Origin of the sequence: Streptomyces fagopyri (assembly GCF_009498275.1) — a bacterium.
GTDB classification, from domain to species: Bacteria; Actinomycetota; Actinomycetes; order Streptomycetales; family Streptomycetaceae; genus Streptomyces; species Streptomyces fagopyri.
On sequence record NZ_CP045643.1, the window covers coordinates 6049744 to 6076567 of the forward strand.

At 72.0% G+C, this 26824-nt stretch carries 22 protein-coding genes; 11 read left to right on the forward strand and 11 right to left on the reverse strand.

What is annotated here, in order from left to right; genetic code table 11:
* Nucleotides 1-221: 221 nt before the first annotated feature.
* Complete coding sequence (locus GFH48_RS26070; protein WP_228120949.1) at nucleotides 222-782, reverse strand: CGNR zinc finger domain-containing protein; 561 nt, start codon at nucleotides 780-782, stop codon at nucleotides 222-224.
* Nucleotides 783-912: 130 nt separating this feature from the next.
* On the opposite strand from GFH48_RS26070, the gene GFH48_RS26075 reads away from it, so the two are divergent.
* From GFH48_RS26075 to GFH48_RS26090, 4 genes are all read left to right on the forward strand, one after another.
* A complete protein-coding gene (locus tag GFH48_RS26075; protein ID WP_153290572.1) occupies nucleotides 913-1383 on the forward strand; it encodes a VOC family protein in 471 nt (156 codons plus the stop codon).
* Between the two features lie 12 nt (nucleotides 1384-1395).
* The gene (locus GFH48_RS26080) at nucleotides 1396-2274 is read left to right on the forward strand and encodes a pyridoxamine 5'-phosphate oxidase family protein (protein ID WP_153290573.1); all 879 of its coding nucleotides are present in this window, start codon (nucleotides 1396-1398) and stop codon (nucleotides 2272-2274) included.
* Nucleotides 2275-2283: 9 nt separating this feature from the next.
* Entirely contained in the window at nucleotides 2284-2796 is a 513-nt protein-coding gene (locus GFH48_RS26085; RefSeq protein ID WP_153290574.1) for an NUDIX hydrolase, read from the forward strand.
* Between the two features lie 200 nt (nucleotides 2797-2996).
* A complete protein-coding gene (locus tag GFH48_RS26090) occupies nucleotides 2997-4769 on the forward strand; it encodes a TIGR03767 family metallophosphoesterase (protein ID WP_153290575.1) in 1773 nt (590 codons plus the stop codon).
* A 151-nt stretch (nucleotides 4770-4920) separates the two neighbouring features.
* On the opposite strand, the gene GFH48_RS26095 is transcribed toward GFH48_RS26090, so the two are convergent.
* Together GFH48_RS26095 and pepN are read right to left on the reverse strand one after the other, a co-directional pair.
* Nucleotides 4921-5973, reverse strand: a complete 1053-nt coding sequence (locus GFH48_RS26095) for a hypothetical protein (RefSeq protein ID WP_153290576.1) — start codon at nucleotides 5971-5973, stop codon at nucleotides 4921-4923.
* A gap of 416 nt (nucleotides 5974-6389) precedes the next feature.
* The gene (gene pepN, locus GFH48_RS26100) at nucleotides 6390-8984 is read right to left on the reverse strand and encodes an aminopeptidase N (RefSeq protein ID WP_153290577.1); all 2595 of its coding nucleotides are present in this window, start codon (nucleotides 8982-8984) and stop codon (nucleotides 6390-6392) included.
* Nucleotides 8985-9123: 139 nt separating this feature from the next.
* Between pepN and GFH48_RS26105 the strand changes: the two genes are divergently transcribed.
* Nucleotides 9124-9780 (forward strand): mycothiol-dependent nitroreductase Rv2466c family protein, encoded by a 657-nt coding sequence (locus GFH48_RS26105; protein WP_153290578.1) that lies wholly within the window; start codon nucleotides 9124-9126, stop codon nucleotides 9778-9780.
* Between the two features lie 39 nt (nucleotides 9781-9819).
* Here the strand turns inward: GFH48_RS26105 and GFH48_RS26110 are convergent, their stop codons facing one another.
* From GFH48_RS26110 to GFH48_RS26120, 3 genes are all read right to left on the reverse strand, one after another.
* Nucleotides 9820-10056, reverse strand: a complete 237-nt coding sequence (locus tag GFH48_RS26110; RefSeq protein ID WP_153290579.1) for a hypothetical protein — start codon at nucleotides 10054-10056, stop codon at nucleotides 9820-9822.
* Nucleotides 10057-10211: 155 nt separating this feature from the next.
* A complete protein-coding gene (locus GFH48_RS26115; protein ID WP_153290580.1) occupies nucleotides 10212-11633 on the reverse strand; it encodes an FGGY-family carbohydrate kinase in 1422 nt (473 codons plus the stop codon).
* A gap of 29 nt (nucleotides 11634-11662) precedes the next feature.
* Nucleotides 11663-12712, reverse strand: coding sequence for a 2-hydroxyacid dehydrogenase (locus GFH48_RS26120; protein WP_228120952.1), 1050 nt, complete (start codon nucleotides 12710-12712; stop codon nucleotides 11663-11665).
* Nucleotides 12713-12809: 97 nt separating this feature from the next.
* Between GFH48_RS26120 and GFH48_RS26125 the strand changes: the two genes are divergently transcribed.
* Both GFH48_RS26125 and GFH48_RS26130 read left to right on the forward strand, forming a co-directional pair.
* Nucleotides 12810-14273 carry an FGGY-family carbohydrate kinase gene (locus GFH48_RS26125; RefSeq protein ID WP_153290582.1) on the forward strand — a complete coding sequence of 488 codons (1464 nt, stop codon included), beginning with the start codon at nucleotides 12810-12812 and terminating at the stop codon, nucleotides 14271-14273.
* Entirely contained in the window at nucleotides 14270-14926 is a 657-nt protein-coding gene (locus GFH48_RS26130; protein ID WP_153290583.1) for a histidine phosphatase family protein, read from the forward strand. The genes GFH48_RS26125 and GFH48_RS26130 overlap by 4 nt, the downstream gene beginning before the upstream one ends.
* Before the next feature lie 113 nt (nucleotides 14927-15039).
* Here GFH48_RS26130 and GFH48_RS26135 read toward each other — a convergent pair whose 3' ends face one another.
* Both GFH48_RS26135 and GFH48_RS26140 read right to left on the reverse strand, forming a co-directional pair.
* Nucleotides 15040-15681, reverse strand: a complete 642-nt coding sequence (locus tag GFH48_RS26135; protein WP_153290584.1) for a superoxide dismutase — start codon at nucleotides 15679-15681, stop codon at nucleotides 15040-15042.
* Between the two features lie 175 nt (nucleotides 15682-15856).
* The gene (locus GFH48_RS26140) at nucleotides 15857-17245 is read right to left on the reverse strand and encodes an amino acid permease (RefSeq protein ID WP_153290585.1); all 1389 of its coding nucleotides are present in this window, start codon (nucleotides 17243-17245) and stop codon (nucleotides 15857-15859) included.
* A 412-nt stretch (nucleotides 17246-17657) separates the two neighbouring features.
* Between GFH48_RS26140 and GFH48_RS26145 the strand changes: the two genes are divergently transcribed.
* Nucleotides 17658-18251 (forward strand): biotin transporter BioY, encoded by a 594-nt coding sequence (locus tag GFH48_RS26145; RefSeq protein WP_153290586.1) that lies wholly within the window; start codon nucleotides 17658-17660, stop codon nucleotides 18249-18251.
* A 262-nt stretch (nucleotides 18252-18513) separates the two neighbouring features.
* On the opposite strand, the gene GFH48_RS26150 is transcribed toward GFH48_RS26145, so the two are convergent.
* A complete protein-coding gene (locus GFH48_RS26150) occupies nucleotides 18514-19236 on the reverse strand; it encodes a hypothetical protein (protein WP_153290587.1) in 723 nt (240 codons plus the stop codon).
* A gap of 232 nt (nucleotides 19237-19468) precedes the next feature.
* Here GFH48_RS26150 and GFH48_RS39325 point away from each other — a divergent pair, with 232 nt between their 5' ends.
* The gene (locus tag GFH48_RS39325; protein ID WP_407698664.1) at nucleotides 19469-21970 is read left to right on the forward strand and encodes a serine/threonine-protein kinase; all 2502 of its coding nucleotides are present in this window, start codon (nucleotides 19469-19471) and stop codon (nucleotides 21968-21970) included.
* A gap of 103 nt (nucleotides 21971-22073) precedes the next feature.
* Here the strand turns inward: GFH48_RS39325 and GFH48_RS26160 are convergent, their stop codons facing one another.
* Nucleotides 22074-23555, reverse strand: a complete 1482-nt coding sequence (locus GFH48_RS26160) for an amino acid permease (RefSeq protein ID WP_153290588.1) — start codon at nucleotides 23553-23555, stop codon at nucleotides 22074-22076.
* 272 nt (nucleotides 23556-23827) lie between these two features.
* Here GFH48_RS26160 and GFH48_RS26165 point away from each other — a divergent pair, with 272 nt between their 5' ends.
* Together GFH48_RS26165 and GFH48_RS26170 are read left to right on the forward strand one after the other, a co-directional pair.
* Entirely contained in the window at nucleotides 23828-24313 is a 486-nt protein-coding gene (locus GFH48_RS26165; protein WP_153290589.1) for a ribose-5-phosphate isomerase, read from the forward strand.
* 385 nt (nucleotides 24314-24698) lie between these two features.
* The gene (locus GFH48_RS26170; protein ID WP_153290590.1) at nucleotides 24699-25508 is read left to right on the forward strand and encodes an Fpg/Nei family DNA glycosylase; all 810 of its coding nucleotides are present in this window, start codon (nucleotides 24699-24701) and stop codon (nucleotides 25506-25508) included.
* 37 nt (nucleotides 25509-25545) lie between these two features.
* Here GFH48_RS26170 and GFH48_RS26175 read toward each other — a convergent pair whose 3' ends face one another.
* Nucleotides 25546-26775, reverse strand: a complete 1230-nt coding sequence (locus GFH48_RS26175) for a GNAT family N-acetyltransferase (protein WP_153290591.1) — start codon at nucleotides 26773-26775, stop codon at nucleotides 25546-25548.
* Nucleotides 26776-26824 lie beyond the last annotated feature (49 nt).

Genomic DNA, 26824 nt, shown 5'->3' on the forward strand with positions numbered 1-26824 from the left:
GAACGAGCGTGGGTGACCCGTCCCGACGTTCCTGCGGGACGCGATCACATCAGTCCGGTATGTGAACCCGGATGACCGCTCAGCTTTACCCAAGGGACAGTTATTTGGGGAGAGTTGACCGTGATGGGATGGAAGCATGGCGTACTTCCGCCATACGTCACGCCGGTGATAGCGCGGTATGGCCGGACATGACGGACGCCTCGAACCGCCCGGGAGTCGGCTCAGTCCTCTTTCGTGCGCGCGTAGTGGCGGGACGCCTTCGCCCGGTTACCGCAGCTCGCCATCGAGCACCAGCGCCGGGTGCCGTTGCGCGAGGTGTCGAGGAAGTGCAGGACGCAGCTCTCGTGGGCGCAGTGCCGGATGCGGTCGGGGGAAGTGCCCAGCAGTTCCAGGTAGTTGCGCGCGGCGAGCCAGCCGGGTCCCCACGCGGGGTCCTCGAACTCGGTGCGCTCGCCGGGTCCCTGGGGCGTCAGGGTGAGCCTGATCCGGCCGTGCGCGAGGACGGCTTCGATCCGCTCGGTCCCCGTCAGGGGTGCCCCGTCGGTCTTCTCCCGCGACGTGGCGTCCACCACCGCGTGCAGGGCGTCGCGCGCCTGGAGCGTGTGGCGCAGCACCGTCTCGTCGGCCGGGAGGGCGAGCCCGTTCGCGGCCAGCCACACCGCCAGCCCCCCGGTGTCCGTGAGGAGGTCCTGGGGTACCCCCTCGCTGATCCAGCGGGTGTTGAGCAGGTCGAGCGCGAGCGGCTCCCCGGTGAGGGGGCGGGGGTCGGTGACGGCGGACACGGTGGGGCTCCCTTCGGCGGCTAACCGTTCAAGAGTAGATGACCGGTTGACGTTCCCCATTCTAACCCTTAAACTCGTTTATGAAGGTTAGCCATCGGTGTGGGGGCCGCCACCGTCCCGGAGGACAGTCATGACACCGCGCACCGGCCACATCGGCCTGAACGTCACGGACCTCGACCGCTCGCTCGCCTTCTACCGGGACGTGCTCGGCTTCGCCCTCCTCGCCGAGGGCAAGGAGGGCGAGGAGGGCGAGGAGGGCGAGCGCAGGTACGCGTTCCTGGGCTCCTCGGACGGGGACGGCGGCCCCGTCCTCACGCTCTGGCAGCAGGCGCGGGTGCCGTACGGCGAGGACCGCGCGGGCCTCCACCACCTCGCCCTCGAAGTGGACACGATCGACCAGGTCAGGACGTACGAGACGGCGCTGCGCGGCCACGGCGTCACCTTCGCCCACGAGGGCGTGGTCGCCCACCGTGAGGGCTCGTCGTCCGGCGGCATCTTCTTCCACGACCCGGACGGCACCCGGCTGGAGATCTACGCCCCGTCCGGCGCCGAAGGGGCACCGGCACCCTCCGAGCAGGCTCCGACCTGCGGTTTCTTCTAGACGGAGGGTGAGATGACCTACCACTCCGGCTCGCGCGCCGTACAGGACCGGGTCGGCGTCCGTGATCTCGCCGACCACGTGGGACAGGCGGTCGGACAGGGCATCCGCCCGGTGGCCGCCGCCTTCCTCGAACAGCAGCCGATGCTGGTGGCCGGTGCGGCCGACCCGGCCACCGGCGCGGTCTGGGCCTCGCTGCTCACGGGCCCGCCCGGCTTCGTGCGGGCCACCGGCGTCCGGCAGATCTCGGTCACCGGCCGTCCCGTCGAGGGCGACCCCCTCGCCGCGGCGCTCGCCGCCGAGGGCACCCTCGTCGGCACGATCGCGCTCGACCCGCGCACCCGCCGCCGGATGCGCCTGAACGGCAGGTCCCGGCCCACCGCGCGGGGGTTCGCCGTGGAGGCCGACCGGGTCTTCGCCAACTGCCCGAAGTACCTGCAGCGCAGGGAGTCCTACGAGACGGTCGAACGCCGGCCGGGCGAGGTCCGCCGCTCCGTCCGACTCTCCCCCCGGCAGCGTGCCTTCGTCGAGGCGGCCGACACCTTCTTCCTCGCCACCGTCCACGCGCACGGCGCCGACGCCAGCCACCGGGGCGGCAACCCGGGCTTCGTCCACGCCGACGGCCCGTCCGAGCTGCGCTGGCGCGACTACCCCGGCAACGCCATGTTCCTGACCCTCGGCAACCTGGAGGCGGACCCGCGGGCCGGACTGCTCTTCCTGGACTGGACGTCGGGAACGGTGCTGCGGCTCACGGGTACCGCCCGCGCGCGGTACGCCCCGGACGGGGAGCGCACGGTCCGCTTCACCGTCACCGGGGTCGCCGAGACACCCGCGGGCAGCCCCCTGTGCTGGTCGCCGCCCGAATACTCTCCCGCCAACCCCGCGCTGCCGTAACGTCTGGGCATGCCGAAGCAGTTGAGGGTGGCGGCCTACGCCGTATGTGTGCGGGACGGGCGGATGCTGTTGGCCCGGTGGGTCGCGGGCGACGGGACCAGACGGTGGACCCTGCCGGGCGGTGGCATGGACCACGGCGAGGACCCGTACGACACCGTCGTCCGCGAGGTCGACGAGGAGACGGGGTACGCCGTCGAACCGGTCGCGCTGCTCGGTGTCGACTCCCAGTTGCGCACCCACCCGCGCCGGATGGGCGGAGCCACCGATTTCCACGCCCTCCGTATCCTCTACGAGGCCCGGATCACCGGCGGCGACCTCCGCCACGAGACGGACGGTTCCACCGACATGGCGGCCTGGTACCCCCTCGACGAGGTGCCGTCGCTCGAACGGGTGGGGCTGGTCGACGCGGGCCTGGAACTCTGGCGCGAGCGACCGGCGCTCGGGCGTACGGCGCGGCCCGCGGACCAGGCCGTGCCGGGCCCCGACCACGGTTCAGTACCCCGGAAAATGAACACGGAGTGACCGACTCCCGGCCGTCCGGGGAGAGCTCCATGGACGCGCAGGGTAGTCCAAGATCCACGTACGGTGATCGGCGTCGGGCGTTGCCGCCGAGTTAACGTCCAGGTCACCCCAGGTGCCAACGATCCAGAGTGAGCGGGGAGTTACCGCAACGAGCCCCCCGCGACCACTGCCGACGCGTTCGCACTCGGGGAGATCGCGCCATGTCGCGCATACGCTCTGTCGCCACCGCCGCTGCCATGAACCGCCGTACCCTCCTCGCCGCCACCGGGGCGGTGACCCTGTCCGCGGGCATCGGCTACGCCCTGCGGCCCGGCTCCGAGGCGCACGCCGCCGACGCGGGCGGGGCGCATGCCGCCGGCGCCGGTGAGGCGCCCGTCGCCGCCTCCCGCAAAGCGCCCCCCGCCCCCCTGGCACCGTACGAGCGCGGCACCACCCTGCAGAGCGTCGCCGCCCCGCGCTCCGGCTCCGGCGGATACCGGCGGCTCGGCGACGGCCCGGCCTGGAAGCGGGTGGTGCGCGGCGACCTGGCGGCGGCCAAGGCCGGCCGGGCCGAACGGCGCACGGCGCTCGCCTCCTTCGTGCAGTTCACCGACCTGCACCTGATCGACGTCCAGCACCCGCTGCGGCTGGAGTTCCTGCGCTCGGGCGCCGTGAACGCCTGGCGTCCGCAGGAGGCGCTGACCGTCGCGGGCGCCGTCTCGCTCGTCGAGCGGGTCAACTCGCTGCGGGGAGCCCCCGTCACCGGCTCCCCGCTGCACTTCGTGATGACCACCGGGGACAACACGGACAACAACTCCAGGACGGAGCTGGACTGGTTCCTGAAGGTCATGAGCGGTGGCCGTATCCGCCCCAACAGCGGTGACCCGCGCCACTACGAGGGCGTCCAGAACAGCGGCATCAAGACGTACTGGCAGCCCGACGGGGCCGTGCGCGACGCCGACAAGGAGCGCGGCTTCCCGCGCCTCAACGGCTTCCTGGCCGCCGCCGTCCGCGAACTGCGCAGCCCGGGTCTCGGCCTGCCCTGGTACTCCACCGTCGGCAACCACGACGCGCTGCCGCTGGGCTGCTACCGCCACGGCGACTCCTTCCTCGCCGAGTTCGCCGTCGGCGGCAAGAAGCTGATGAGCCTGCCTGCCTCGCAGAGCGTCGACCTGCGCGCCGCCATCAAGAACGACAAGGACCCCAAGGGCACCCTGCTGCGGGACCTGCTCAAGGCGCACGCGCGGGAGCTCAGGTCGGTCACCCCCGACGAGTCGCGCGCCCCCTTCACCCCCGCCGAGTACCTCAAGGCGCATCTCGACCCGGCACACACCGGGCCGGGTCCGATCGGCCACGGCTACTCGGAGGCGAACCTCAGCGCGGGCACCCAGTACTACGCCTTCCGGATCGCCGACGACGTCATCGGCGTCAGCCTCGACACCACCGACCCGGGCGGCCACTACGAGGGCTCGGTCGGCACGGCCCAGCTGAAGTGGCTGGAGCGGACGCTGACCGAGAACAAGGACTCGTACGCGATCGTCTTCAGCCACCACACCAGCAAGTCCATGCACAACACCCGCAAGGACCCCGCCCACCCCACCGAGCAGCGCCACGGCGGCGGAGAGGTCGTCGCCGCGCTCTCCAGGCACCGCAACGTCCTGGCCTGGGTGAACGGCCACACCCACAAGAACGAGATCATCCCGCACTCCGCGCCGGGCAACGGGTCGTTCTGGGAGATCAACACCGCCTCCCACGTCGACTTCCCGCACCTCGCCCGCATCATCGAGCTGGTCGACAACAAGGACGGCACGCTCTCCCTGTTCACCACCCTCATCGAGTCCGCCGCCCCGCACCGCACGGACTTCTCCGACCTGAGCCAGACGGGTCTGGCGGCGCTCTACCGCGAGCTCTCCTACAACGCGCCGGGCCGCAGCACCGCCCTGAGCGGCACCTCGGGCGACCGCAACACGGAGCTCGTGCTGAAGAAGGGCTGAGTCCCCGCGTAAGGAAACGGCGACGCCGTGATCGACGCGGAGTACGGCTCCGGGCAGCGGCCGCCCGGGTCCGCGCCCCCGCGCACGGGGAAGGGCCACCGGCGGTACCCGGTGCCCCCTCCGCTCCCCCTGTCGTCCGACCGCGCCCCGCCTACCGGGGCAGCACCACGACGTACGCCGCCGGTTCACGGTCGCGGGCCGCCATCAGCGCGGTCCGTACGACCGTCGCCTGCTGCTGGACCGCGTCGCGGAGCTTCTTCGGCGTGACGTGGACGACGGTGATGCCCAGACGCTCCAGGTGCTCGCGCTTGCGGGCGTACTCCGACCAGAGGGCGTCCTCGTCCTGCCGGGGAACGCGGGTGTCCAGCTCCAGGGCCACCGCCTGTTCCGGCCAGTAGGCGTCCAGACCGCCCAGGTGAGGGCCGCCCGGCAGACGGAGGTCCACGTTCCAGACCGGGTCGGGCAGGCCGTGCTCACGGACCATGCGGTAGAGCCGGTCCTCCGCGACGGAGCGGCCCTCGGCCAGCAGGGAGTCGACGGCGTCCACCACGTGCGGCCGGCTCAGCAGCCGGGCCTGCGTCAACTCCCGCACCACCGCTGCCGGATCGCAGTGGCCGCCGCGTACCGCCTCGGTCAGCAGACGGCGTGCCGCGTCCGCGTCCGTCAGCTCCGCCACCGCGTCGGCGAGGGCGCGCGGGACCGGGGCGACCGGGACGCCGGTGACGTGGCAGGGGGCGGGCAGGGAGGCGGTGCGGACGATGCGGGCGCAGCCCTGCGAGCGCAGCCGGCGCAGCCGGGGGACCAGGACGTCGATCCGGTCGAGGGAGAGCAGGGACGGAGCCGACGTGAAGCCGTACAGGGTGAGGGCGGCGAGGCCGGTGATCAGGGCGTCGGCGTAGGGCTGGGGGGCGTGCGGCTCCTCGGCGCCCGGCTGGACGGGGATCGCGGTCGCGGGTGCCGTCGCGGGGGTGCGGGCGGCGAACAGCAGGACCGCGTGCAGGCGTTCCTCGGAGGTGGGCGGTCCGGGGTGGAGGAGGAAGACACCCGGAAGGAACTGCTGCCAGGGTCCGCCCGGCCGGCACCGCTCGCTCGCCCCGGCGGCGGTGACGCCGCGGGCACGGAGCTGGGCGGTGGTCAGCACCCGGCGCCGGACGTCGGAGAGGTGACGCAGGGGGCGGGGGGAGAGCGGGGTGTCGTGGTTCATGCACGGGGGTTTTCCGCGCCCGGTCCGTCCCCTAACCGCTGTTACACGCCTGTCGACAAATGCGGACAAGCTCGTCCTAAAGTACGGGCGTTCGACTGCCGAAAGGCGCTGGTCCGGATGGGGGGCGTGAGGGGTTACGGCTCTGCTTACCTGAATTTCGTAACCACCCGTTCCGGTGATGCCCGGGGCAGGGGCATGTCGGAGGGGTGCGAGGAGGAGCGCGGTGGAGGGGCAAGCGCGGCGCTGGAGGGGGACGGGCGGACGGAGACGGGCAGGCGGGCACGGGCAGGCGGGCATGAGCAGGCGGGCATGAGCGGAGGGGCATGAGCGGAGGGGCACCGGTCGTGACCGGTGCCCCTCCGGTGTCATGGGCCGGACCGCCGGTGGTCGCCGGTGTCCGCCCTTTTCCGCTCGGCTCAGCCGGCGGTCGCCGCCGCGTCCCGCCGCTGTCCGCGCAGCGCCCGTGCCAGGTCGTCACGGGCTTCCAGGACCAGGCGGCGCAGGGCCGGTGCCGCGCTCTCGTGCGCCGTCAGCCACGCGTCCGTCGCGTCCAGGGTCCCCTGGGAGTCCTGGAGGGAGGGGAACAGCCCCTTCACCACGTCCATGCCGATCTGGATGGACCGCTCGGCCCAGATCCGCTCGATCGCGGCGAAGTACTTCTCGGCGTACGGCGCGAGCAGCTCCCGCTGCGACGGCTGGGTGATGCCCGCGATGGTCGCCTCCACGAGCGCGTTCGACAGCGCGTCCGACTCGACGACCTGGGCCCAGGCCTGGGCCTTGACCGCCACCGACGGGCGGGCGGCGAGACAGCGGACCTGGTGGCGTTTGCCGGAGGCCGTGTCGTCGCGGGCCAGCTCGGCGGCCAGCACGGACTCGTCGGCGATCCCGTGCGCGGCCAGCGGTTCCAGCAACGCCCAGCGCAGCTCCTGGTCGACGTCCAGGCCGTCGATCTTCGACGTGTCGTCCAGCAGGTCCTGGAGCAGCCGCAGGTCGGCGCGTTCGGACGCGACCGCCGCGAAGAAGCGGGCCCAGGTGAGCTGGTGCTGGCTGCCGGGCTCGGCGAGCCGGAGCTCCTTCAGCGCGCCCTGGGCGAGGAGCCGGCCGCCGGTCGCCCGCCAGTCCGGCGCCGTGTAGTGGGTGAGCGCGGAGTCCGCCCAGGCGTGCAGCATCTGGAGCACGCCGATGTCCGACTCGCGGCCCGCGAAGCGCAGTACCAGGCCGACGAAGTCACGGGCGGGCATCAGCCCGTCCCGGGTCATGTTCCACAGCGCCGACCAGCACAGCGCGCGGGCGAGCGGGTCGGTGATGTCACCGAGCAGCTCCCGGAGCGTGGCCAGTGAGTTCTCGTCGAACCGGATCTTGCAGTAGGTCAGGTCGTCGTCGTTGACGAGGACCAGGTCCGGGGCGTCGGCGCCGACGAGTTCGCCGACCACCGTGCGCGGGCCGTCGACGTCCGTCTCGGCGCGTGCGTAGCGCACCAGGGGACCGGACTCCCCGTCCGGCCGGGTCTCGCGCCGGTAGAGGCCCACCGCGACGCGGTGCGGGCGCAGTTCGGGATGCGACTCGGCCGCCTCCTGGAGGACGGACAGCTCGGCGACCCGCCCGTCCGCGTCCAGGATCACCTGCGGCGTCAGCGAGTTGACCCCGGCCGTCTGAAGCCACGCCCGTGACCAGGCGGCCAGATCGCGCCCGCTGGTCTCCTCCAGCGCCGACAGCAGGTCGCCCAGGCGCGTGTTGCCGTACGCGTTCCGCTTGAAGTACCTGCGCGCGCCCTCCAGGAACGCGTCCTGGCCGACGTACGCGACGAGCTGCTTGAGGACCGAGGCGCCCTTGGCGTACGTGATGCCGTCGAAGTTGAGCTTGGCGTCCTGGAGGTCGCGGATGTCGGCCGTGATCGGGTGCGTGGACGGCAGCTGGTCGGCGCGGTAGGCCCACGCCTTGCGGCGGTTGGCGAAGGTGATCCAGCCGTCCTCGAAGCGGGTCGCCCCGACCAGCGCGAACGCGCCCATGAAGTCGGCGAAGGACTCCTTGAGCCACAGGTCGTCCCACCACTCCATGGTGACGAGGTCGCCGAACCACATGTGCGCCATCTCGTGCAGGACGACGTTCGCCCGGCCCTCGTACGACGCCTGGGTGACCTTGCCGCGGAAGATGTACTCCTCACGGAAGGTGACGAGTCCCGGGTTCTCCATCGCGCCGAGGTTGTACTCGGGCACGAACGCCTGGTCGTACTTGCCGAAGGGGTACGGGTAGTCGAAGTGGTCGTGGAAGAAGTCCAGGCCCTGCTTGGTGACGAGGAAGACGTCGTCCGCGTCGAAGTGGGGGGCCAGACCCTTGCGGCACATCGCGCCGAGCGGGATCTCCAGCGTCGTACCGTCGTCGAAGGCGCGGGAGTAGCTGTCCGTCACATAGTGGTACGGGCCCGCCACGACCGCCGTGATGTACGTCGAGATGGGCTTCGTCTCGGCGAACTTCCAGACTCCGTCCGTGAGTTCACCCACGCCGTTGCTCCACACGACCCAGCCCTCGGGGGCCTGCGCCTCGAAGCGGAAAGGCGCCTTGAGGTCCGGCTGCTCGAAGTTGGCGAAGACGCGCCGGGAGTCCGCGGGCTCGTACTGGGTGTAGAGGTAGGTCTCGCCGTCCTCGGGGTCGACGAAGCGGTGCATGCCCTCGCCGGTGCGGGAGTACGCGCACTGGGCGTCGACCACCAGCTCGTTCTCCGCGGCGAGGTCCTCCAGCCGGATGCGGGAGCCGTCGAAGACCTCGCCGGGGTCGAGGTCCCTGCCGTTGAGCGACACGGCGGTGACGCTCGGTGCGATCAGGTCGGCGAAGCTCGCGGCGCCGGGCTCGGCACAGCGGAAGCGGATCGTGGTGACCGAGCGGAACGTACGCGCTCCGGCCTCGACGGCACCCACGGCGGACCGCAGGTCGAGCGAGACCTCGTACCCGTCCACGGACAGCAGGGCTGCCCGCTCCTGGGCCTCGTCGCGGGACAGATTCTCACCGGGCACGGGCGGCACTCCCTCATGGCGTCATAGACATGTGTGAACAGGACCGATCCTCCCATGTGCACCTGACGCGGGGCACCCGGGAATGAGCCGGGGGACCTGTGGTGTTGGGGCCGGGAAAGAGGACCCTTTGAGGAGAACCATGTCCGAGACCAACTCCGGCAAGACCCCCGTCGACTTCTGGTTCGACCCGCTGTGCCCCTGGGCCTGGATGACCTCGCGCTGGGTCCTGGAAGTGGAGAAGGTCCGCGACATCGAGGTCCGCTGGCACATCATGAGCCTCGCGGTGCTGAACGAGGACAAGCTGGACACGCTCCCCGACGAGTACCGGGAGATGCTCGCCACCAAGGCCTGGAAGCCGATCCGGGTGGTCACCGCCGCCTGGCAGAAGCACGGCGAGGACGTCCTCGGCCCGCTCTACACCGCGCTCGGCACCCGTATCCACAACCAGGGCGAGGGCCCGACCGTCGAAGCCGTCGCGGGCGCGCTCGCCGATGTCGGCCTGCCGGCCTCCCTGATCGACTACGCCGACCAGGAGGACTTCGAGTTCGACGCCGAGCTGCGCGCCTCCCACAAGGAGGGCATAGAGAAGGTCGGCCAGGAGGTCGGCACCCCGGTGATCGCGCTCCCCGGCGCCGACGGCGAGCAGATAGCCTTCTTCGGCCCGGTCGTCACCCCGACCCCGCAGGGCGAGGCCGCGGCCAGGCTGTGGGACGGCACGCTGCTCGTCGCCTCCACGCCCGGCTTCTACGAGATCAAGCGGACGCGCACGGCGGGCCCGGACTTCAGCAACCTCTGAGCCGGTGCCGCTCGGCGGCCTCCGGTCCGGTCCGGTGCGTCAGTCCGGCTCGGGCATCTTGCGTGGCGGGTCGAACGGCTTGACCCGCCACGCGTGCCGGATGTTGCGGCAGTCGTAGTCGGTGCGACCGCAGATCCAGTAGTCGTCGACATAGGCGTGGGGCGTCCGGGCGTGTGTCAGTTCGCGGATGATGTCCCGTTCCCGGTCGTCCCGGGGCTGTCGGTGCGGCTGGTCCGATCCGCACGTGTAGCAGGGATACGTCATTTCCCTAGGCATCCCGCCACAATGCCCCGCAAGACCCCATACCGTAAGACACCGCACACCACCGCGCGCCACCGCGCGGCGCCGCACACCATCGCGCGGTGTCGCACACCACCGCGCGGCGCCGTGCATCCCGGCGCCCTGCATCGCGGCGCCGCGCCGCTCGGGGCTCAGTGGCGGGCGCGTTCGCGGGCCGACGCCAGCCTGGACAGGTGGTCCTCGTACCCCCCGGTGTAGTACGCCGCCCGCCCGGGGTCCGGCCGTACCACCGCCGTCGGTTCCGTCCACGCGGCCCTGTCGAGAGCGATCCCGTGCCGTTCGGCGGCGGCGAGCACCGCGCCGCGCGCGCCCACCTCGCCCTCGACCACCCGCAGCGGCCGGCCCAGGACGTCGGCGAGCAGCCGCATCCACGCGGGGCTGCGGGTGCCGCCGCCGCAGACCGCCAGGGAACCCTTCAGACCCGCGGCCTCCAGACAGTGCCGGGCCGCGTAGCCGATGCCCTCACAGACCGCGCGGACGAGGTCGCCGCGGGTGGACTCCAGACAGACGCCGGTCAGCTCGGCCCGCAGCCGCGGCTCCACGAACGGCGCGCGCTCGCCGGACGGGGCGAAGTACGGCAGCACCCGCACCCCGTTCGCGCCGGGCGGGGCCGCGTCCAGCAGCGCGTCCACCTCGTCGTGGCGGACCCCCGTCGTCGACAGCACCCAGTCCAGCGCCGCCGTGCCGACCATCGCGGGCATGGCGCGCAGCCAGAAACCCGGCCGGTCGGTGGAGATGTACAGGCCGGCCGGTTCGCCGGTCAGGTCGAGGTCCGTCGTGGCCACCAGCGCGGCCAGACAGGTGCCGACGATCAGCAGGCCGTCGCCGGGCCCGGTGAGGCCCGCGCCGAGCGCGCAGGCGGCCAGGTCGTAGGGGCCGTTGGCGATCGGGGTGTCCAGGGGCAGTCCGCCGCCGAGCGTCCGGCCCACGGGCAGCGGATCGCCGACCGGCGGGAGCAGCCGGCGCCGGTGGGTCAGGCCGAGCAGTTCGAGGACGCGGTCGTCGTACGTCCGGGTGCGGGGGTCGAGGAACGGCATCGACGCGTCCGAGACATCGGTCGCCCGCACCCCGGTCAGTCGTTCGAAGACCATGTCCTTGCAGTACAGGGCGGTGGCGGCGGAGTCGAGGGAACCGGGCTCGTGACGGTCGAGCCAGGCCAGCAGCGGACCGGGGGAGCCCGGGAACATCGCGCCGCCGGTACGCCGGAAGACCTCCTCGAAGGTGCCGTCCGCCTGCCACCGGCCGAGCAGCTCGTGAGCGCGGCCGTCCATCCAGGAGGCCGCGGCCCGCATCGGCATGCCCTCGCCGTCGACCAGCCACACCCCGTCGCCCTGTCCGGTCAGCCCCACCAGCTCCACCGGGTCCGGCACGGCGGCGGTCAGCGCGGTGAGCACGGCGGCCACCGCCGCGTACACCTCCTCCATGTCCTGTTCGACGAGACCCGCGCGGAAGGAGAGGCCCACCGGCCGGGACTCGACGGCCAGCGGGCGGCCCCCGGCGTCGAAGGCCGCGGCCTTCACCAGGGACGTGCCCACATCGACACCGACGTACATGGCGCCTCCTCAGATCAACGCGTCGCTCGTCACGGGCCTCGGTCGAGGCAGTGCGCCAGTGGCTCCCCGCGGGTCCAGCGGCCCACCTCGGCCGCCGCGATACGGGCCGCCTTCTCGGCCACCGCGCGGCTCGCCCCGCCGAGGTGCGGGGTCATGACCAGCCGTCCGGAGGCGGCGAGGCCGAAGAGGGGGGAGCCGGGCGGGACCGGCTCCCGCTCGTAGGTGTCCAGCGCCGCCGCCGACAGCCGGCCGCTGCGCAGCGCCTCGCACAGCGCGCCCTCGTCGACCAGCGGGCCGCGCGCCACGTTGACCAGGACGGCACCGGGCGGCAGCAGCCCCAGCTCGCGGGCGCCGAGCAGGCCGCGGGTCTCGGTGGTGAGGCGCGCGTGCAGGCTGACCACCCGGGACCGGCGCAGCAGCTCGTCCAGCGAGCCGACCCGCAGTCCGCGCACCTCGCCGCGCACATACGGGTCGTACACCAGGACCCGCGCGCCGAACGCGCCGAGCACCCGGGCCACCCGGCTCCCCACCGCCCCGTACCCGACGAGTCCGACCGGCAGGTCCTCCAGTTCGAGCCCCGCCCGCTCGTACGTGTAGTAGGCCGCCCCGTCCCAGCTCTCCTGCCGGGCCAGCAGATCGTGCGCCCGCGGAATGCGCCGCAGGACCGCGAGCAGCAGCCCGACGGTGAACTCGGCGGTGGCCGCCGCGTTCCGGCCGGGCGCGAAACACACCCGTACGCCGTGCGCGCGGGCCGCGTCACGGTTCACGTTCACCGGGCCGCCCCGGCACACGACCACCAGCCGCAGCCGGGGCGAGGAGGCGAGCACCCGCTCCGTCACCGGCCCCATCTGGGTGACCAGGACGTCCGCGTCGGCGAGCCCGTCGATCAGGTCCTCCTCGGCGTCGCTCGCCTCCTCCACCTCGGCCACCGGACCGAACGGCTCCAACGGCCAGCCGAGCTTCAACTCCCGCACGGAGCAAGGATGTTCACCGAGCGAGGCGCGTACCGCCTCGGCGATCAGGGACGGCAGGACGAAGTGGTCACCGGCGGCCAGCACATGGACAGGTGTGGTCCTCACCGCAGCAGGTTCCCAGCCCGCGCGCCGGCCGTACAGGAGGTGGAGTCGGTACGTTCGGGTGACAGACCGATCGGGTGCGACGGCGCGGGAGGTCCCGGTGGAGGGTGACGGAACGGCCTGGCTGGGCATCGACCTGGGCACACAGGGCGTCCGCGCCCTGCTCGTCACGGGCGACGGCACGGTCCTCGGCGCCGGCGCGGCCCCGCTGGGCGGACGGCGCGCCGGGGTGCGGCACGAACAGGATCCGGCGCGATGGTGGGACGCCGTGTGCGACGCCTCCCGGGCCGCGCTCACCGGCCGTCCGCCGGCCCGGATCGGCGGCCTCGCGGTGTGCGCCACCTCCGGCACGGTGCTGCTCACCGACGGTTCGGGCCGCCCGCTGACACCCGGCCTGATGTACGACGACGGTCGCGCGGCGGCGCAGGCCGGGCGGGCCAGGGAGGCGGGCCTGCGGGTGCAGAACGGCTGGGGGCTGCCGAAGGCGATGTGGCTGGTGGAGGAGTACGGGCCGGCCCGCCTCGCCCACCAGGCCGACGTGATCGTCACCCACCTCGTGGGGCATCCGGCGCCCACCGACTCCGGTCACGCGCTGAAGACGGCCTACGACCTGGAACACGACACCTGGCCGTACGCCGCCCTCGCCGGACTCGGCCTGACCGGCGACCTGTTGCCCGAGGTCGTCCGCCCCGGCAGCGCCCTGGGCACGGTCCACGCCGAGGCCGCCGAGCGGACCGGCATCCCCGCCGGCACACCGGTGATCGCCGGGACGACCGACGGCTGCGCCGCCCAGATCGCCTCCGGCGCGCTGCGCGAGGGCTCCTGGAACACGGTGCTCGGAACGACACTCGTCCTCAAGGGCGTTGCCGCGCACCCGGTCCGGGACGACTCCGGAGTCGTCTACAACCACCGGGCCCCGGAGGGCGGTTGGCTGCCGGGCGGGGCTTCGGGTGTCGGCGCCGGTGCCTTGCGGGCGGCTTTCCCGGACGCCGGTCCGGCCGCCCTGGACCGGGCCGCCGCCGCCCACGAACCCGCGTCCGTCCTCGCCTATCCACTGGTCTCACCCGGCGAACGTTTTCCCTTCCTCGCGCCGGACGCCGTCCCCCTCGTCCTCGGCACTCCCGCCTCCGACGCCGACCTGTGGGCCGCCCTCCTCCAGGGCGTCGGATTCGTGGAACGCCTCTGCCTGGACTACCTGCACCACCTGGGCGCCCCCGTGGAGGGCCCCCTCACCCTCACCGGCGGCGCCGCCCGCAGCCCGTACTGGAACCAGCTGCGCGCGGACATCCTCGGCCGCCCGGCCCGCGTCCCCGAACAGACCGAGACCGCCCTGGGCATGGCCGTGCTCGCCGCGTACGGTACGGGAGGCGCGGCCACGCTCGCGGACGCCGCCGCGCACATGGTCCGGGTCCGTACGGTCCTCACCCCCCGCCCCGCCCGCACGGCGCGGTTCGCCGAGCCCTACGCACGCCTGGTCGGCGTACTCGAAGAACGCGGCTGGCTGCCCGCTTCGGTCGGAGCGCACGCACGCGCCCGCCTCGACCTGGATACTGCGGGGTCATGAGGACGACGCACACCACCGACGACGCCACGAGCCCCGGGACTCCGGCGAGCGCGACCCTGCTGCTGGCCCGGCACGGCCAGACCGTCTGGCACGCCGAGAACCGCTACGCCGGGGTGAGCGACGTGGCCCTCACGGACGAGGGACGCGCGCAGGCGGAGGCCCTCGGCCGCTGGGCCGCCGCCCATCCCGTGGACGCCGTGTGGACGTCGACCCTCTCCCGAGCCGTCGCCACCGCCGCCCCCGCGTGCCGGGCCCTCGGCCTCACCGCACACCATGAATCGACCCTGCGCGAATGCGACTTCGGCGTCGTGGAGGGACGTACCCTCGCCGAGTTCGAGGCCGACAACCCGGCCCGCGCGAAGGCGTACCGGTCCGACCCGGTGTCCTACCCCTTCCCGGAGGCGGAGGACCCCCGGACCGCCGCGGCCCGCGGCACCGCGGCCCTGCGCCGCATCGCGGCGGCCCACCACGGCGAACGCGTCCTGGTCGTCGCCCACAACACCCTGCTGCGTCTGGTGCTGTGCTCGCTGCTCGGCATCCCGCTCGGTGGGTACCGCAGGGTCTTCCCCCGGTTGTGCAACGGGGCGCTCACCGAACTCCGGATGACGGACGGCGCGGCCGCGCTGCTGTCGTTCAACGTGCCGTGCGCCTGAGCCGCGGCGCGGGAGAGCCCCCGCGCGGCAGGTCCGCGCGGGGGCTCTCCGTTTCTCCGCCTGCCGCGTGAAGGGTGAGAAGACGATCACGAGCAGGACGTCTCGCCGCCGCCTCAGGGGGCCGGCAGCAGCACATTCGTGCGGGACTTCGCGGCGGCGTGACGGCGCGCCACGTCCTGCCAGTCGACGACCTGCCACATCGCCTCGACGAAGTCGACCTTCTGGTTGCGGTACTGCAGGTAGAAGGCGTGTTCCCAGGCGTCGAAGACCAGGATCGGCACCGAGCCCTGGCCCACGTTGCCCTGGTGGTCGTAGATCTGCTCGACGAGGAGACGCCCGCTCAGCGGCTCGTAGGCGAGGACACCCCACCCGGACCCCTGCGTGGTCGCGGCGGCCTTGGTCAGCTGGGCCTTGAACCCGGCGAAGGAGCCGAACGACTCGGTGAGGGCCTCCGCGAGGTCGCCCACGCCGTCCGCGGCGAGCGGCTCACCGCCGCCGTCGCCGGTCATGTTCGTCCAGTAGACGCTGTGCAGGATGTGGCCGGACAGATGGAAGGCCAAGCTCTTCTCCAGGCCGTTGACCGCCCCCCACGACTCCTTGTCGCGCGCCTCCGCGAGCTGCTCCAGGGTGTCGTTGGCCCCCTTCACGTACGCCGCGTGGTGCTTGTCGTGGTGCAGCTCGATGATCTCGGGACTGATCACGGGCGCGAGTGCGGAGTAGTCGTACGGCAGTTCAGGGAGTGTGTAGACGGGCATGGCGGGGTCCCCTCCAAGCTTATTGCAACCAACTTGCAACTGCACGCTAGCAGCAAAAAACCCTCGCGCGGGGTGCGCGAGGGTTTTTCTGGTGGGGTGGGTGTGGCGGGTCTGATGGGTGTCGCGGAGGCGCCGGGTGTGGCGGATGTCGCGAGGCGCCGGGTGTGGCGGGGGCTCAGTTCCGGGTGCGCAGCCGCTGCCTGGTGTACCCGGCGGCCGCCAGGAGCAGCGTCATCGCACCCGTGGAGTACAGCTGTACCCGGGTGTCGGGCTCGCGGGCCATCAGCACGAAGATCGTCGCCATGCCGGCCAGTGCGACCCAGGTCAGTACGGGGAACAGCCACATCCGCACGACCAGTTTCTCCGGCGTCTCGCGCTCCACCGCGCGGCGCAGCCGCAGTTGGGAGACCGCGATGAAGATCCAGACGACCAGGATCACCGCGCCGATCATGTTCAGCAGCCAGGGGAAGACGTCGTCGGGCCGCCAGTAGCTCAGCAGGACGCAGGCGAAGCCGAAGACGCAGGAGACCAGCACCGCGACGCGCGGGACCCCGGCGGAGACCTTCCCGAGGGCCTTCGGGCCCTGACCGCGCTCCACCAGCGAGTAGGCGATGCGCGAGGAGCCGTAGATGTTGGCGTTCATCGCCGAGAGCAGCGCCACCAGCACGACCACGTTCATCAGCGGGCCGGCGCCCGGGATGCCCAGTCGGTCCAGGGCCGCGACGTACGGGCCCTGCTCGACGACCGCCTTCGAGTCCCAGGGCACCAGCGTGACGATGACCGCCATCGAGCCGATGTAGAAGAGCGCGATGCGCCACATCGCCGTCCGGACGGCGCGCGCGACGCCCTGGACCGGGTTCTCCGACTCGGCCGCCGCGATGGTGACCGTCTCCAGGCCGCCGTAGGCGAAGACCGACGCGAGCAGACCGATGACCAGCCCCTCGCCGCCGTGCGGCAGGAAGTCGGCCAGGTTGGCCGTGCCGGGGGAGTCCGTGCCGGGCAGCACCCCGGCGATGGCCAGCACGCCGAGGACGAGGAACAGGCCGATCGCGCCGACCTTCAGCGCGGCGAACCAGAACTCGAACTCGCCGAAGTTCTTCACGGCGGCGAGGTTCGCGACACAGAAGACCACCATGAAGAGGGCGACCCAGCCCCACTCGGGCGTACCCGGCAGCCAGCCGGTGACGATCTTCGCGGCGCCGATGCCCTCCAGGCCTACGGCCGTGCACAGCAGCACCCAGAAGGACCAGCCGGCGGTGAAGCCGGCCCACGGGCCCATCGCGCGTTCGGCGTGCGCCGAGAAGGAGCCCGAGGACGGATGGGCGGCCGACATCTCGCCGAGCATCCGCATCACCAGCATGACGAGCAGGCCGGAGACGGCGTACGCGATCACGATCGACGGTCCGGCGGCGGCGATGCCCGCGCCGGAGCCGACGAACAGGCCCGCGCCGATCACCCCGCCGAGGGCGATCATCGACAGGTGGCGCTGCTTGAGGCCGTGGGAGAGGGGGACGTCCGCGGCGGCCGGGGTGCCGGGCGGGGCGTCGAGGGTGGTGCGGGACATGAGAGCGGGTGGTCCCTTACGTGCGAGGGGGCAAAACGCCGACAGTCTGGGCGGCGCCTCCGCTCCGGGGCGGCGCCTGCCCACCATCCGGACGCGCACGATGCGGAGTGTGACACTCCGGTCACCTGGCCGGCGGGCCGGGGCGCGGGGCGATGCGTGGGGCTGTACGGCCTCCGAGCCGGAAGCGGAACGATTTGGCGGGACCCTACAGCGGGCGCTCACCTCGACCCCGTAGCAGAAACGATCCCACCTCAGTGACCAGTGTCACGCTCCGGCAGGTGTATGACGCACTTTTGTGAGAGGTGCACCAAGCCGCTGATCCCCGCTTTGTCGACCGCTGATGATGATCCGCTCCCGGCCCCTGGGATAGCGTCACCGTGTCCCGCAGCCCCTGTCACCCGCCGGAGTCCCCATGAGCACCGCTGCCGTCACGCCCCGCACAGGCATCCGCCCCGGCGAGGTCCTCGCCGACCTGCTCCCGGCCTCCCGGGTCCGGGACACCGCCCTGGTGCTCGGCGGCGCCGCGCTCACCGGGATCGCCGCCCAGATCTCCCTCCCCGTGCCGGGCTCCCCGGTACCGGTGACGGGCCAGACCTTCGCCGCCCTCCTCGTGGGCACGGCGCTCGGCGCGGGCCGCGGTTTCCTCTCGCTCCTGGTGTACGCGCTCGTCGGGATGGCCGGGATGCCCTGGTTCGCGGGCGGTGCCTCCGGCTTCGGGGCCCCCTCCCTCGGCTACGTCCTCGGCATGGTCCTCGCCTCTGCCGCCGTGGGCGCCCTCGCCCGCCGCGGCGCCGACCGTTCGGTACTGCGCACGGCCGGCGCGATGCTGCTGGGCGAGGCGATCATCTACGCGGTCGGCCTCCCGTACCTGGGCGCCTCCACCGGCATGTCCTTCGGCGCGACCATCGCCGCGGGTCTCACCCCCTTCCTCATCGGCGACGCGCTGAAGGCGGCACTCGCGATGGGCCTGCTGCCCACGGCGTGGAAGTTCCTCGACAAGAAGTGACGTCGGGGCCCCAACGTCGCGGCCCCGACGTGACGGGCCCGCCGTGACGGGCGTGGCGTGGCGGGCCCGCCGTCACGCCACGGGCCCTGATCCAGTGATTCCCGCGGAAGAGGTTCGCTGGGTCGCATCGCGACCTCCGGTCCGGCGAGCCTCTTCCGCGTTTCTACGTCCCCGCGTCTCCGCTCTTCTTCGGCGTTCCGGTCCTCCGGTCCCGCCGCTCCGTGACTTGCCGGTCGCGCGTCCGCGCCGGCGCCCCCTCGGATCAGGACGGCTGCCGCCGAGGCCGCCGCTGGGACCACCACAGCCCCGCCGCGCCCATCGAGACGAGCGCCGCCCCCGCCGCGCCGAGCGGCAGGAGATCACTTCCCGGACCGGTCCTGGGCAACTCGTCACCACCCGGCGACACCGGCTTGTTCGTGGTGTCGAGCAGCAGAGGGGTGGTCGGGGCGTTGGGCGACGGATTCGTCGCACCGAACGGCACCGGGCCCTGCTGCCAGAACGTCTTCTTTCCGCCACTGTCCTGGACCGGCAGGCAGATCTTTCCGGTCTTGCTCAGATCGAAGGTCGCGTCGACGGCGTACGACTTCGACTTTCCTGCCGCGAGATTGCCGACGTCGCATACGAAACCACTGTTCGACCCTTTCGGGAGATCTTTTCCGGCCATGGCGGAACATCCCTGAACGCCCTTGACCTGGAGACCGTCGAAACCGACCACCAAAAGCCGGATGCCACCGCTTTCCTTGGTCCCCTCGTTCTTCACCGTGGCGGTGATCGACGTTTCGTGCGAACTGTTGTCCACCGAGATCTTTCCGGGAAGTGTGGTGGTCAGCCGCACGCCTGCCGGGGCCGGATCGACGGCCTTTCCTCCCTTGCCGCTCCCGGGTCCCTGGTCGTCCGCGACGGCGGTGAAGGAAAGGATCATCACGGCCGTAAAAGATGCCGTGAGCAGCGATCCCGCGATGGTCGTCGTGTGACGAGAACTCATGTTCGTCCCCCTTGGCTGCGCCTGAATTCGCAGTACTTGAAGAGGTACCACAAGATTTCTCCGCACTATGCTGGTACGGCATGAAGTGTGACCATTGTGTTTCCTGTGTGGCGGGCGATCGTGGTGGGTTTCGAGGGGGTGCGGGATATTGACGGGGAATACGAGTGGCGGTGTTCCGGGATTATTGGTGACGGGCCGATATCGGCTTGCCGAGAGTATTGGGCAGGGGGGAATGGGGCGGGTGTGGCGGGCCATGGACGACGTGCTCGACCGGCAGGTCGCCGTCAAGGAGATGCGTATCGACGGACTCGACTCCGAGGACACCCGCACCCGCCGCGAACGCACCCTGCGCGAGGCCAGGGCCACGGCCCGGATCGACCACCCCAACGTCGTACGCATCTACGACGTCGTGGACGAGGGCGAGCGGCTGTGGATCGTGATGGAACTGGTCGCGGGCCGCTCACTCGAACAGGTGGTGGTCGATGACGGCCCGCTCGACCCGCCCGCCGCGGCCCGTGTCGGCCTCGGACTCGTCTCGGCGCTGCGCCAGGTGCACGCCGGGGGAGTGCTGCACCGGGACATCAAGCCGGGCAACGTCCTGATCGAGCGGCGCGGTCAGCGGGTCGTCCTCACCGACTTCGGCATCGCCGCGTTGCAGGACGCCGAGGCGCTCACCATGGTCGGGATGCTGGTCGGTTCCCCCGACTACATGGCGCCCGAGCGCATCTCCGGCCGCCCGCAGGGCCCGCCGTCCGACGTGTGGTCCCTCGGGGCGACGCTCTGCGCGGCCCTCGGCGGCCGCTCCCCGTTCTCCCGCTCGACCACCCTGGCGACACTGCACGCCGTCCTCTACGAGGAGCCCGAACTTCCGCCTGTCGAGGGTGACTTGAGGGACGTTCTGGCGGAGCTCCTGGAGAAGGAGCCGTCGACCCGGCCGGGGCTGGAGGAGCTGGAGGCGGCGTTGTGGCCGATCGCGTTCCCGGCACCGGCGTCGATTCCTGGAGCGCCCCCGGAGCGGACGCCGGGGCCGACGCGCGAGTCGGAACGGCCGCCCGGTCCGGGCCCGGGTACCCCGGAGGGAGAAGCCGCGCCGGGCGCCGCCGGGCCCTTAGGGACACCGGAAGGTTCGCGGGTACCGGACGCGGCGACCTCCGTTGTCCCGGTCTACGAGGAGTCCCCCACGCCGGTGTTCCTGGACCCCCAGCTGATACGAGCGGCACGGCGCCGTCCGCCGGCACCGGAGCCGGAACGGGAAACAGAGGCGGAGGCGGAGACAGGGGAAGCGGCAGAGAGAGGGGAGGGTCCGGAGAAAGGGGCGGGGGCGGAGCGGGAGCGGGAGCGGGAGCGGGAGCCTGAGCCTGAGGAGGCGCCCGCACGCGTGCCGGACTCCGCCCCTGGTCCTGACCGGGACTTCGGACCGGAGCCGGAACCAGAAGCCGATCCGGAACCAGAGCCCGGATCCGGTACCGCCCCAGAACTCGATCGCGAGCGCGAGCGCGGGTCCGAACCCGGTCCCGAACCGGAAGCCGAACCCGGTCCCGAACCCGAAGCCGAACCGGGTCCCGGTCCCGAACCTGGTCCCGAACCTGGTCCCGAACCCGATCTCGTGCAGGACGCCATTCCCGCCGGGTACATCCCGACGCGGACGTCCCCGTCCGACCGCGGTGAGATCCGGGACGAGGAGCGGGCAGCAACCGCCCCCGAAACCGGGGTCCCAAAGACCTGGGCCCCCGAAACCGGGGCCCACGGGACTCGGTCCACCGGGACACAGCCCCGCGAAACACCCACTCCGGTGCCGGGGACCGAGGAACCCGAACGACCCGAGCCCCCGGCCCCCACGCTCACCGTCACCCCCACTGCCACTCCCACCTCCACTCCCACACCCAACGCCTCCACCGAGGTTCCCCCCGAGCGGCACTCACAGGTCAGCTCGGAAACCCCCTCGACCCCTCCCCCGCCCTCGACGCCTTCCGCTGCCTCGGCGCCGTCCTCTCCCGCCTCTCCCGCCTCCCTCGCCTCGCACACCACCGCCCACCGTCCCGCCCCCGCGCTCATGCCGTCGGGCGAACTCCCCGGCCCCGCGGTGCCGTCGGCTCCGGGCGGCCGCAGACGCCGGACGGCGCTCGTCGCCGCCGGCGGGGTGGTGGTCGCGGGAGCCGTCGTGGGGATCGTGATCGCGGCGGGCGGCGGGGCGTCCCACGACACCGGCGGCGCGACGGCGTCGTCCCCCATCTCGGCCGCCTCGCGGACGACACCCGGTGAACCGTCCTCACCTCCCCCCACCGTCGACGGCACGTCGCGTCCGCCGAGCCCGCCCGCCGGTGCGCGCGAGGAGGCCGGCCTGTACGCCTGGGTTCCGCCACAGGACTGGCAACGGGTGGCGCAGAGCGGCTCCGAGGTGCACTACACCTCGCCCGACAGCGCGCAGGAGATCGTGGCCAACGCGACCCCGGCCAGGGGCGACCTGCTGGCGCAGTGGCAGCAGGCGGAGGGAGACACCAGCAAGGGGCTGGACTACCGGCGGATCCGGCTGGAGCGGACGACGTTCCGGGGGGAGCCCGCGGTCGCCTGGGAGTACACCGTCATGGCCAAGGGCCGGCTCTGGCACGTGCGGCTGCTGGGCTTCCGGTCCGGTGGCACGTCGTACGAGATCAGCACCTGGTACCACCCGGACATCGAGGCGGCCGCGCTGCGTGTCTACGACGAGGTGAGGAACAGCTTCACACCGCTGTGAGCAGTGGGGGGCGGTCAGGAGCGGCCGAGAGTCGCTCTGCGCGAAGGGGCGGGGCCCGGCGGCACTGCCGCCGGGCCCCGCCCCTTCGCCGGATCCGTGGTGCTCAGCGGGCCTCGGACGAGACCTCGACCGGCACCGGGGTGTCCGCGGACTCCACGGCGGGAGCGCCGCGGCGCAGCCGCTGCCTGACCACCGCGATGGCTATCACCACGGCGGCGACGAGCAGCGACAGCAGCACCGTCTCGCGTCCGTCGTGCTCGGTGTCGGTCAGCATGTAACCGAGGACGAAGACGATCAGCGCGGCCGTGGCCCAGGTCAGGTACGGGTACAGCCACATCTTGACGACCAGCTTCTCCGGGGCCTCACGCTCGATGATCTTCCGCATCCGCAGCTGCGAGAAACAGATGACCAGCCAGACGAAGAGGGCGACCGCGCCGGAGGAGTTGACCAGGAAGAGGAAGACGGAGTCCGGGAACTTGTAGTTGAAGAAGACGGCGACGAAGCCGAAGACGACCGAGACGACGATCGCGGCGAGCGGCACACCGCGCGAGGTGGTCCTGGCGAAGGCCTTGGGCGCGTCCCCGCGCTGACCGAGCGAGAAGGCCATCCGGGAGGCCGTGTAGAGGCCGGAGTTGAGACAGGACAGCACGGACGTCAGCACGATGAAGTTCATGATCTGACCGGCGTGCGCGATGCCGAGGGAGTCGAGGGCCGCGACGTAGGAGCCCTTCTCCTTGATGGACGGGTCGTTCCAGGGCAGCAGGGCGACGACGACGAGGATCGAACCGAGGTAGAAGACGCCGATCCGCCAGATGATGCTGTTGGTGGATTTTGTGACGGCCCGCTGCGGGTTCTCGGACTCGCCGGCGGCGAGGGTCGCGATCTCGCTGCCCATGAAGGAGAAGACGACCAGGAGCACACCGGTGAGGATCGCGCCGGGGCCGTGCGGCAGGAAGCCGCCGTGGTCGCTCAGGTTCCCCAGTCCCGCCTTCTGCGCGTCGACACCGGGCAGTACACCGAAGATCGCGAGGCCGCCGACGATGACGAACGCGCCGATCGCCACGACCTTGATCCCGGCGAACCAGAATTCGAACTCACCGTACGAGCCGACCGAGACCAGGTTGGTCGCGGTGAGCACGATCATCACGATGAGCGCCCAGCCCCACTGCGGCACGGCGGGGACCCAGCCTTCGAGGATCGTGGCGCCGGCCGTCGCCTCGACGGCCAGGACGACCACCCAGAAGAACCAGTAGAGCCAGCCGATCGAGAAACCGGCCCAGCGCCCGAGCGCGCGGTCGGCGTGGGCGGAGAACGAACCGGAGGTCGGATTGGCGGCGGACATCTCGCCCAGCATCCGCATCACCAGCACCACGAGCGTGCCGACGAGGGCGTAGGAGAGCAGGATGCCCGGTCCCGCGGTGGCGATACCGGAGCTGGACCCCACGAAGAGGCCCGCACCGATGACTCCACCGATGGCGATCATGGTCAGATGACGGTTCTTGAGCCCGGCCTGGAGGCCCGAACCGGGTTCTCCGGGGCCTCCGGGGCCGTCGGCGGCCTTCGTGGGGGTCGGCTGCGAGGTCATGAGGGGGGATTCCTTTGCGCCGGTGAGCGGATTTCCCGTACTTCCGTCGGGGGTGAACTGCACGGATTTCTCGTACTTCCCGTACGAGCGGTGTACGGGACTCGTACGAGCGGTGTACGAGCCGGTCCAGTGAATCGGAGGCAAAGGAATTCGTGAACCTTTGAATCCGGATCGTTACTTGAGGTTTCCTTGAGGTTTTGTAGTTTTACTCACAGTTTTCCCTGGCGGCACCCGGCGAGGCCGATCCGAATCAGCCGTGTCACACTCGGACCATGCGCGTGTATCTCGGCTCCGATCATGCTGGTTTCGAACTCAAGAACCACCTCGTGGAGTGGCTCAAGGAGGCCGGCCACGAGCCCGTCGACTGCGGGCCCCTCGTCTACGACGCCCAGGACGACTACCCGCCGTTCTGCCTCCGCGCCGCGGAGCGCACGGCGGCCGACCCCGGGGCCCTCGGCATCGTGATCGGCGGTTCCGGCAACGGCGAGCAGATCGCGGCGAACAAGGTGGCGGGCGTCCGTGCCGTCCTCGCGTGGAGCGAGGAGACGGCCGCGCTGGGCCGCGAGCACAACAACGCCAACGTCGTCTCCGTGGGCGCCCGTATGCACTCCGAGGAAGAGGCGACCAAGTTCGTCGAGACCTTCCTCGGCACCCCGTTCTCCGACGAGGCCCGCCACGCCCGCCGCATCGACATGCTCTCGGTGTACGAGACCACCGGCGACCTCCCGCCGATCCCGCCCCACCACCCCCAGGCGTAGCCCCCACAAGACGGGCCGGACCACATCGTCCGGCCCGTCGGGAACCGTTCAGTCGGCCGGAACCACTCGGGCCGGCCGGACACCCTTGAGCACGGGCGGCCGTCTTCAACCCCTCGCGAACCATGCGGCGCGGCCCCGCACCGTCAGCCCGTCCGGCGTCTGAGGACGAGCCCGGTCCGCAACCATCCGGCGCGGGCCCGTGCACTTCAGCCCGTCCGGCGTTTGAGGACGAGCCCTTCGGGCGATGCGGGGGTCCAGGGGGCGCGGCCCCCGGGCGGGGGTTGGGGGCGCGGCCCCCGGGGATGGGACCGGGTAGGGGCGGCGGGGGCGAGAAAAGGCCCCACGCCCCAGATCGTCACAGGTACACACACCACAGGAGGACCCCGTGCCCGAGGGGCACACGATCCACCGCCTGGCCCAGGACTACGCGGGCGCCTTCACCGGCACCCCCACCCACGTCACCAGTCCCCAGGGCAAGTTCGCGGACGCCGCCGCCCTCCTCGACGGCACCCCCCTGGAATCCGCCGACGCCCACGGCAAGCACCTCTTCCTCGGCTTCCGCGCCTCCGAGTGGATCCACATCCACCTGGGCCTCTTCGGCAAGGTGACCTTCGGCGACGCCCCCGCCCCGCCCCCCACGGACACGGTCCGCCTCCGCCTCGCGAACCCCACGACGTACGTCGACCTCCGTGGCCCGACGACCTGCGCGCTGATCACCGGCGACGAGAAGCGGGCGATACACGCCCGGCTCGGCCCGGACCCCCTGCGTCCCGACGCGGACCCGTCGGCCGCCTACCGCCGTGTCTCCCGCAGCCGCACCACGATCGCCGCCCTCCTCATGGACCAGAAGATCATCGCGGGCGTGGGCAACGTCTACCGCGCCGAGGTCCTCTTCCGGCACGGCGTCGACCCGTACCGCGCGGGCAGGGACATCACCCCCGCCGAGTGGGACGCGCTCTGGACCGACCTCGTGGACCTGATGCGCGAGGGCGTGCGCAACAATCGCATCGACACGGTGCGTCCGGCACACGAGCCCGAGGCCATGGGCCGCCCGCCCCGCGTGGACGACCACGGCGGCGAGGTCTACGTGTACCGCAGGGCGAACCTGCCCTGCCACATCTGTGGCGGCGAGATCCGCACCGCCGGTCTCGCCGCCCGCAACCTCTTCTGGTGCCCGAACTGCCAGCACCGGTGACCCGGGGCCGGGGCCCGCGCCCCGGCCCCGGACCGCTCTAGAACCCGTGCGGCAGCCACGGCGCGACCGCCGACGAGAAGGCCACCGAGGCCTCCGCCAGCGCCCCCTGCCGCAGCTCCCGCACCCGCCCGGCCGCCGCGAGCGACACCAGGGACACCCCACCGAGATACGCCGCCCCCAACTCCCGTACGGACAGCGCGAGATCGGCGGGCTCCCGGGTCGGCACGCAGGTCGCGCCCTTCGCGTCACCGGTGAGCCGCCAACGCCCCTCGTTCCAGGGGCAGAACGCGTCCTCGACCTCGAACACCACGTCCACCGGCGCCTGGTACGTCCGTGCCTCCAGCGCGGCGTCGACATCGACGAGCCGTACGTGCAGCGCGTCCAGCGACCGCACGGCGCAGCGCCGGATGTCCGACACCATGTGCTGCCACGACTCGTCCACCGGGCGCCCCCGGGTGCGCAGCGTCGTCGTCAGGTCGAGGTCGAAGAGCAGCCGCCACAACGCGGCGTCCGCCGCCGGGTCCAGCGCCTGGAGCTCGTCGAGGACGACGGTGGCCCGGGGCCCGGCGTGGTCGTGATCCGGTTTGATCCGGTACCGGGCGTAGCCGACCACCTCGCCGTCCCGCTCGGCGACCACGCACTGCAGGGGCGACGCCCCGCCCCGCTCGCCCTCCGGGTCGAGCACCATGACCCGCTCCCAGCCGGGCCGCCGCGCCAGCATGCCGGGCCGCCCCGGAACCGTCCGTGCGTACACCGACTCACAGGCGTCGAGGACGTCGGCCGGCGCGGCGAACCGCAGGCGTACGTCATCGGTGCCGGGCGGTACGGACAGCCGTACCCGGGTCGTGTCGATCTCGGCGCGGTGCTGGTACGTCGCGATGCCGTAGCCGAACCGGCCGTAGATCGCCGGCTCCGACGCGGTCAGGACGGCGAGCGGCTCGCCCCAGGAGCGGATGTCGTCCAGCTGCCGTCGCATCATCGCCGTCAGCAGCCCGCGCCGCCGGTGCGTGGCCGCGACGCTCACCATCGTGATGCCCGCCGCCGGTACGGAGGCGCCGCCGGGGACCGTGACCCGGAAGGAGAACGCCCCCGCGGTGCCCACGCACCGGTCGTCCTCCCAGATTCCCAGGGAACGGTCGTATTCTGTGAGCTCGGCCCACAGCTCGCGCTCCTCGGACGACTCCGGCACGCCCCCGAACGCGCGAACCAGATTGTCGTACCACGCATCCCACTCGGGCTGCCGCAGCACCCGCAAGTCAGTCGTCATGAGCCATGCCTACCAGGGCGATGCGGTACGAGCGAGAGAATTTTCCACC

Bases quoted from the DNA above. Each gene is read 5' to 3' on its own strand.
- GFH48_RS26075 (WP_153290572.1), top strand. From the start codon at position 913: ATGACACCGCGCACCGGCCACATCGGCCTGAACGTCACGGACCTCGAC.
- GFH48_RS26080 (WP_153290573.1), top strand. From the start codon at position 1,396: ATGACCTACCACTCCGGCTCGCGCGCCGTACAGGACCGGGTCGGCGTC.
- GFH48_RS26085 (WP_153290574.1), top strand. From the start codon at position 2,284: ATGCCGAAGCAGTTGAGGGTGGCGGCCTACGCCGTATGTGTGCGGGAC.
- GFH48_RS26090 (WP_153290575.1), top strand. From the start codon at position 2,997: ATGTCGCGCATACGCTCTGTCGCCACCGCCGCTGCCATGAACCGCCGT.
- GFH48_RS26095 (WP_153290576.1), bottom strand. From the start codon at position 5,973: ATGAACCACGACACCCCGCTCTCCCCCCGCCCCCTGCGTCACCTCTCC.
- GFH48_RS26105 (WP_153290578.1), top strand. From the start codon at position 9,124: ATGTCCGAGACCAACTCCGGCAAGACCCCCGTCGACTTCTGGTTCGAC.
- GFH48_RS26110 (WP_153290579.1), bottom strand. From the start codon at position 10,056: ATGCCTAGGGAAATGACGTATCCCTGCTACACGTGCGGATCGGACCAG.
- GFH48_RS26115 (WP_153290580.1), bottom strand. From the start codon at position 11,633: ATGTACGTCGGTGTCGATGTGGGCACGTCCCTGGTGAAGGCCGCGGCC.
- GFH48_RS26130 (WP_153290583.1), top strand. From the start codon at position 14,270: ATGAGGACGACGCACACCACCGACGACGCCACGAGCCCCGGGACTCCG.
- GFH48_RS26135 (WP_153290584.1), bottom strand. From the start codon at position 15,681: ATGCCCGTCTACACACTCCCTGAACTGCCGTACGACTACTCCGCACTC.
- GFH48_RS26140 (WP_153290585.1), bottom strand. From the start codon at position 17,245: ATGTCCCGCACCACCCTCGACGCCCCGCCCGGCACCCCGGCCGCCGCG.
- GFH48_RS26145 (WP_153290586.1), top strand. From the start codon at position 17,658: ATGAGCACCGCTGCCGTCACGCCCCGCACAGGCATCCGCCCCGGCGAG.
- GFH48_RS26150 (WP_153290587.1), bottom strand. From the start codon at position 19,236: ATGAGTTCTCGTCACACGACGACCATCGCGGGATCGCTGCTCACGGCA.
- GFH48_RS39325 (WP_407698664.1), top strand. From the start codon at position 19,469: ATGGGGCGGGTGTGGCGGGCCATGGACGACGTGCTCGACCGGCAGGTC.
- GFH48_RS26160 (WP_153290588.1), bottom strand. From the start codon at position 23,555: ATGACCTCGCAGCCGACCCCCACGAAGGCCGCCGACGGCCCCGGAGGC.
- GFH48_RS26165 (WP_153290589.1), top strand. From the start codon at position 23,828: ATGCGCGTGTATCTCGGCTCCGATCATGCTGGTTTCGAACTCAAGAAC.
- GFH48_RS26175 (WP_153290591.1), bottom strand. From the start codon at position 26,775: ATGACGACTGACTTGCGGGTGCTGCGGCAGCCCGAGTGGGATGCGTGG.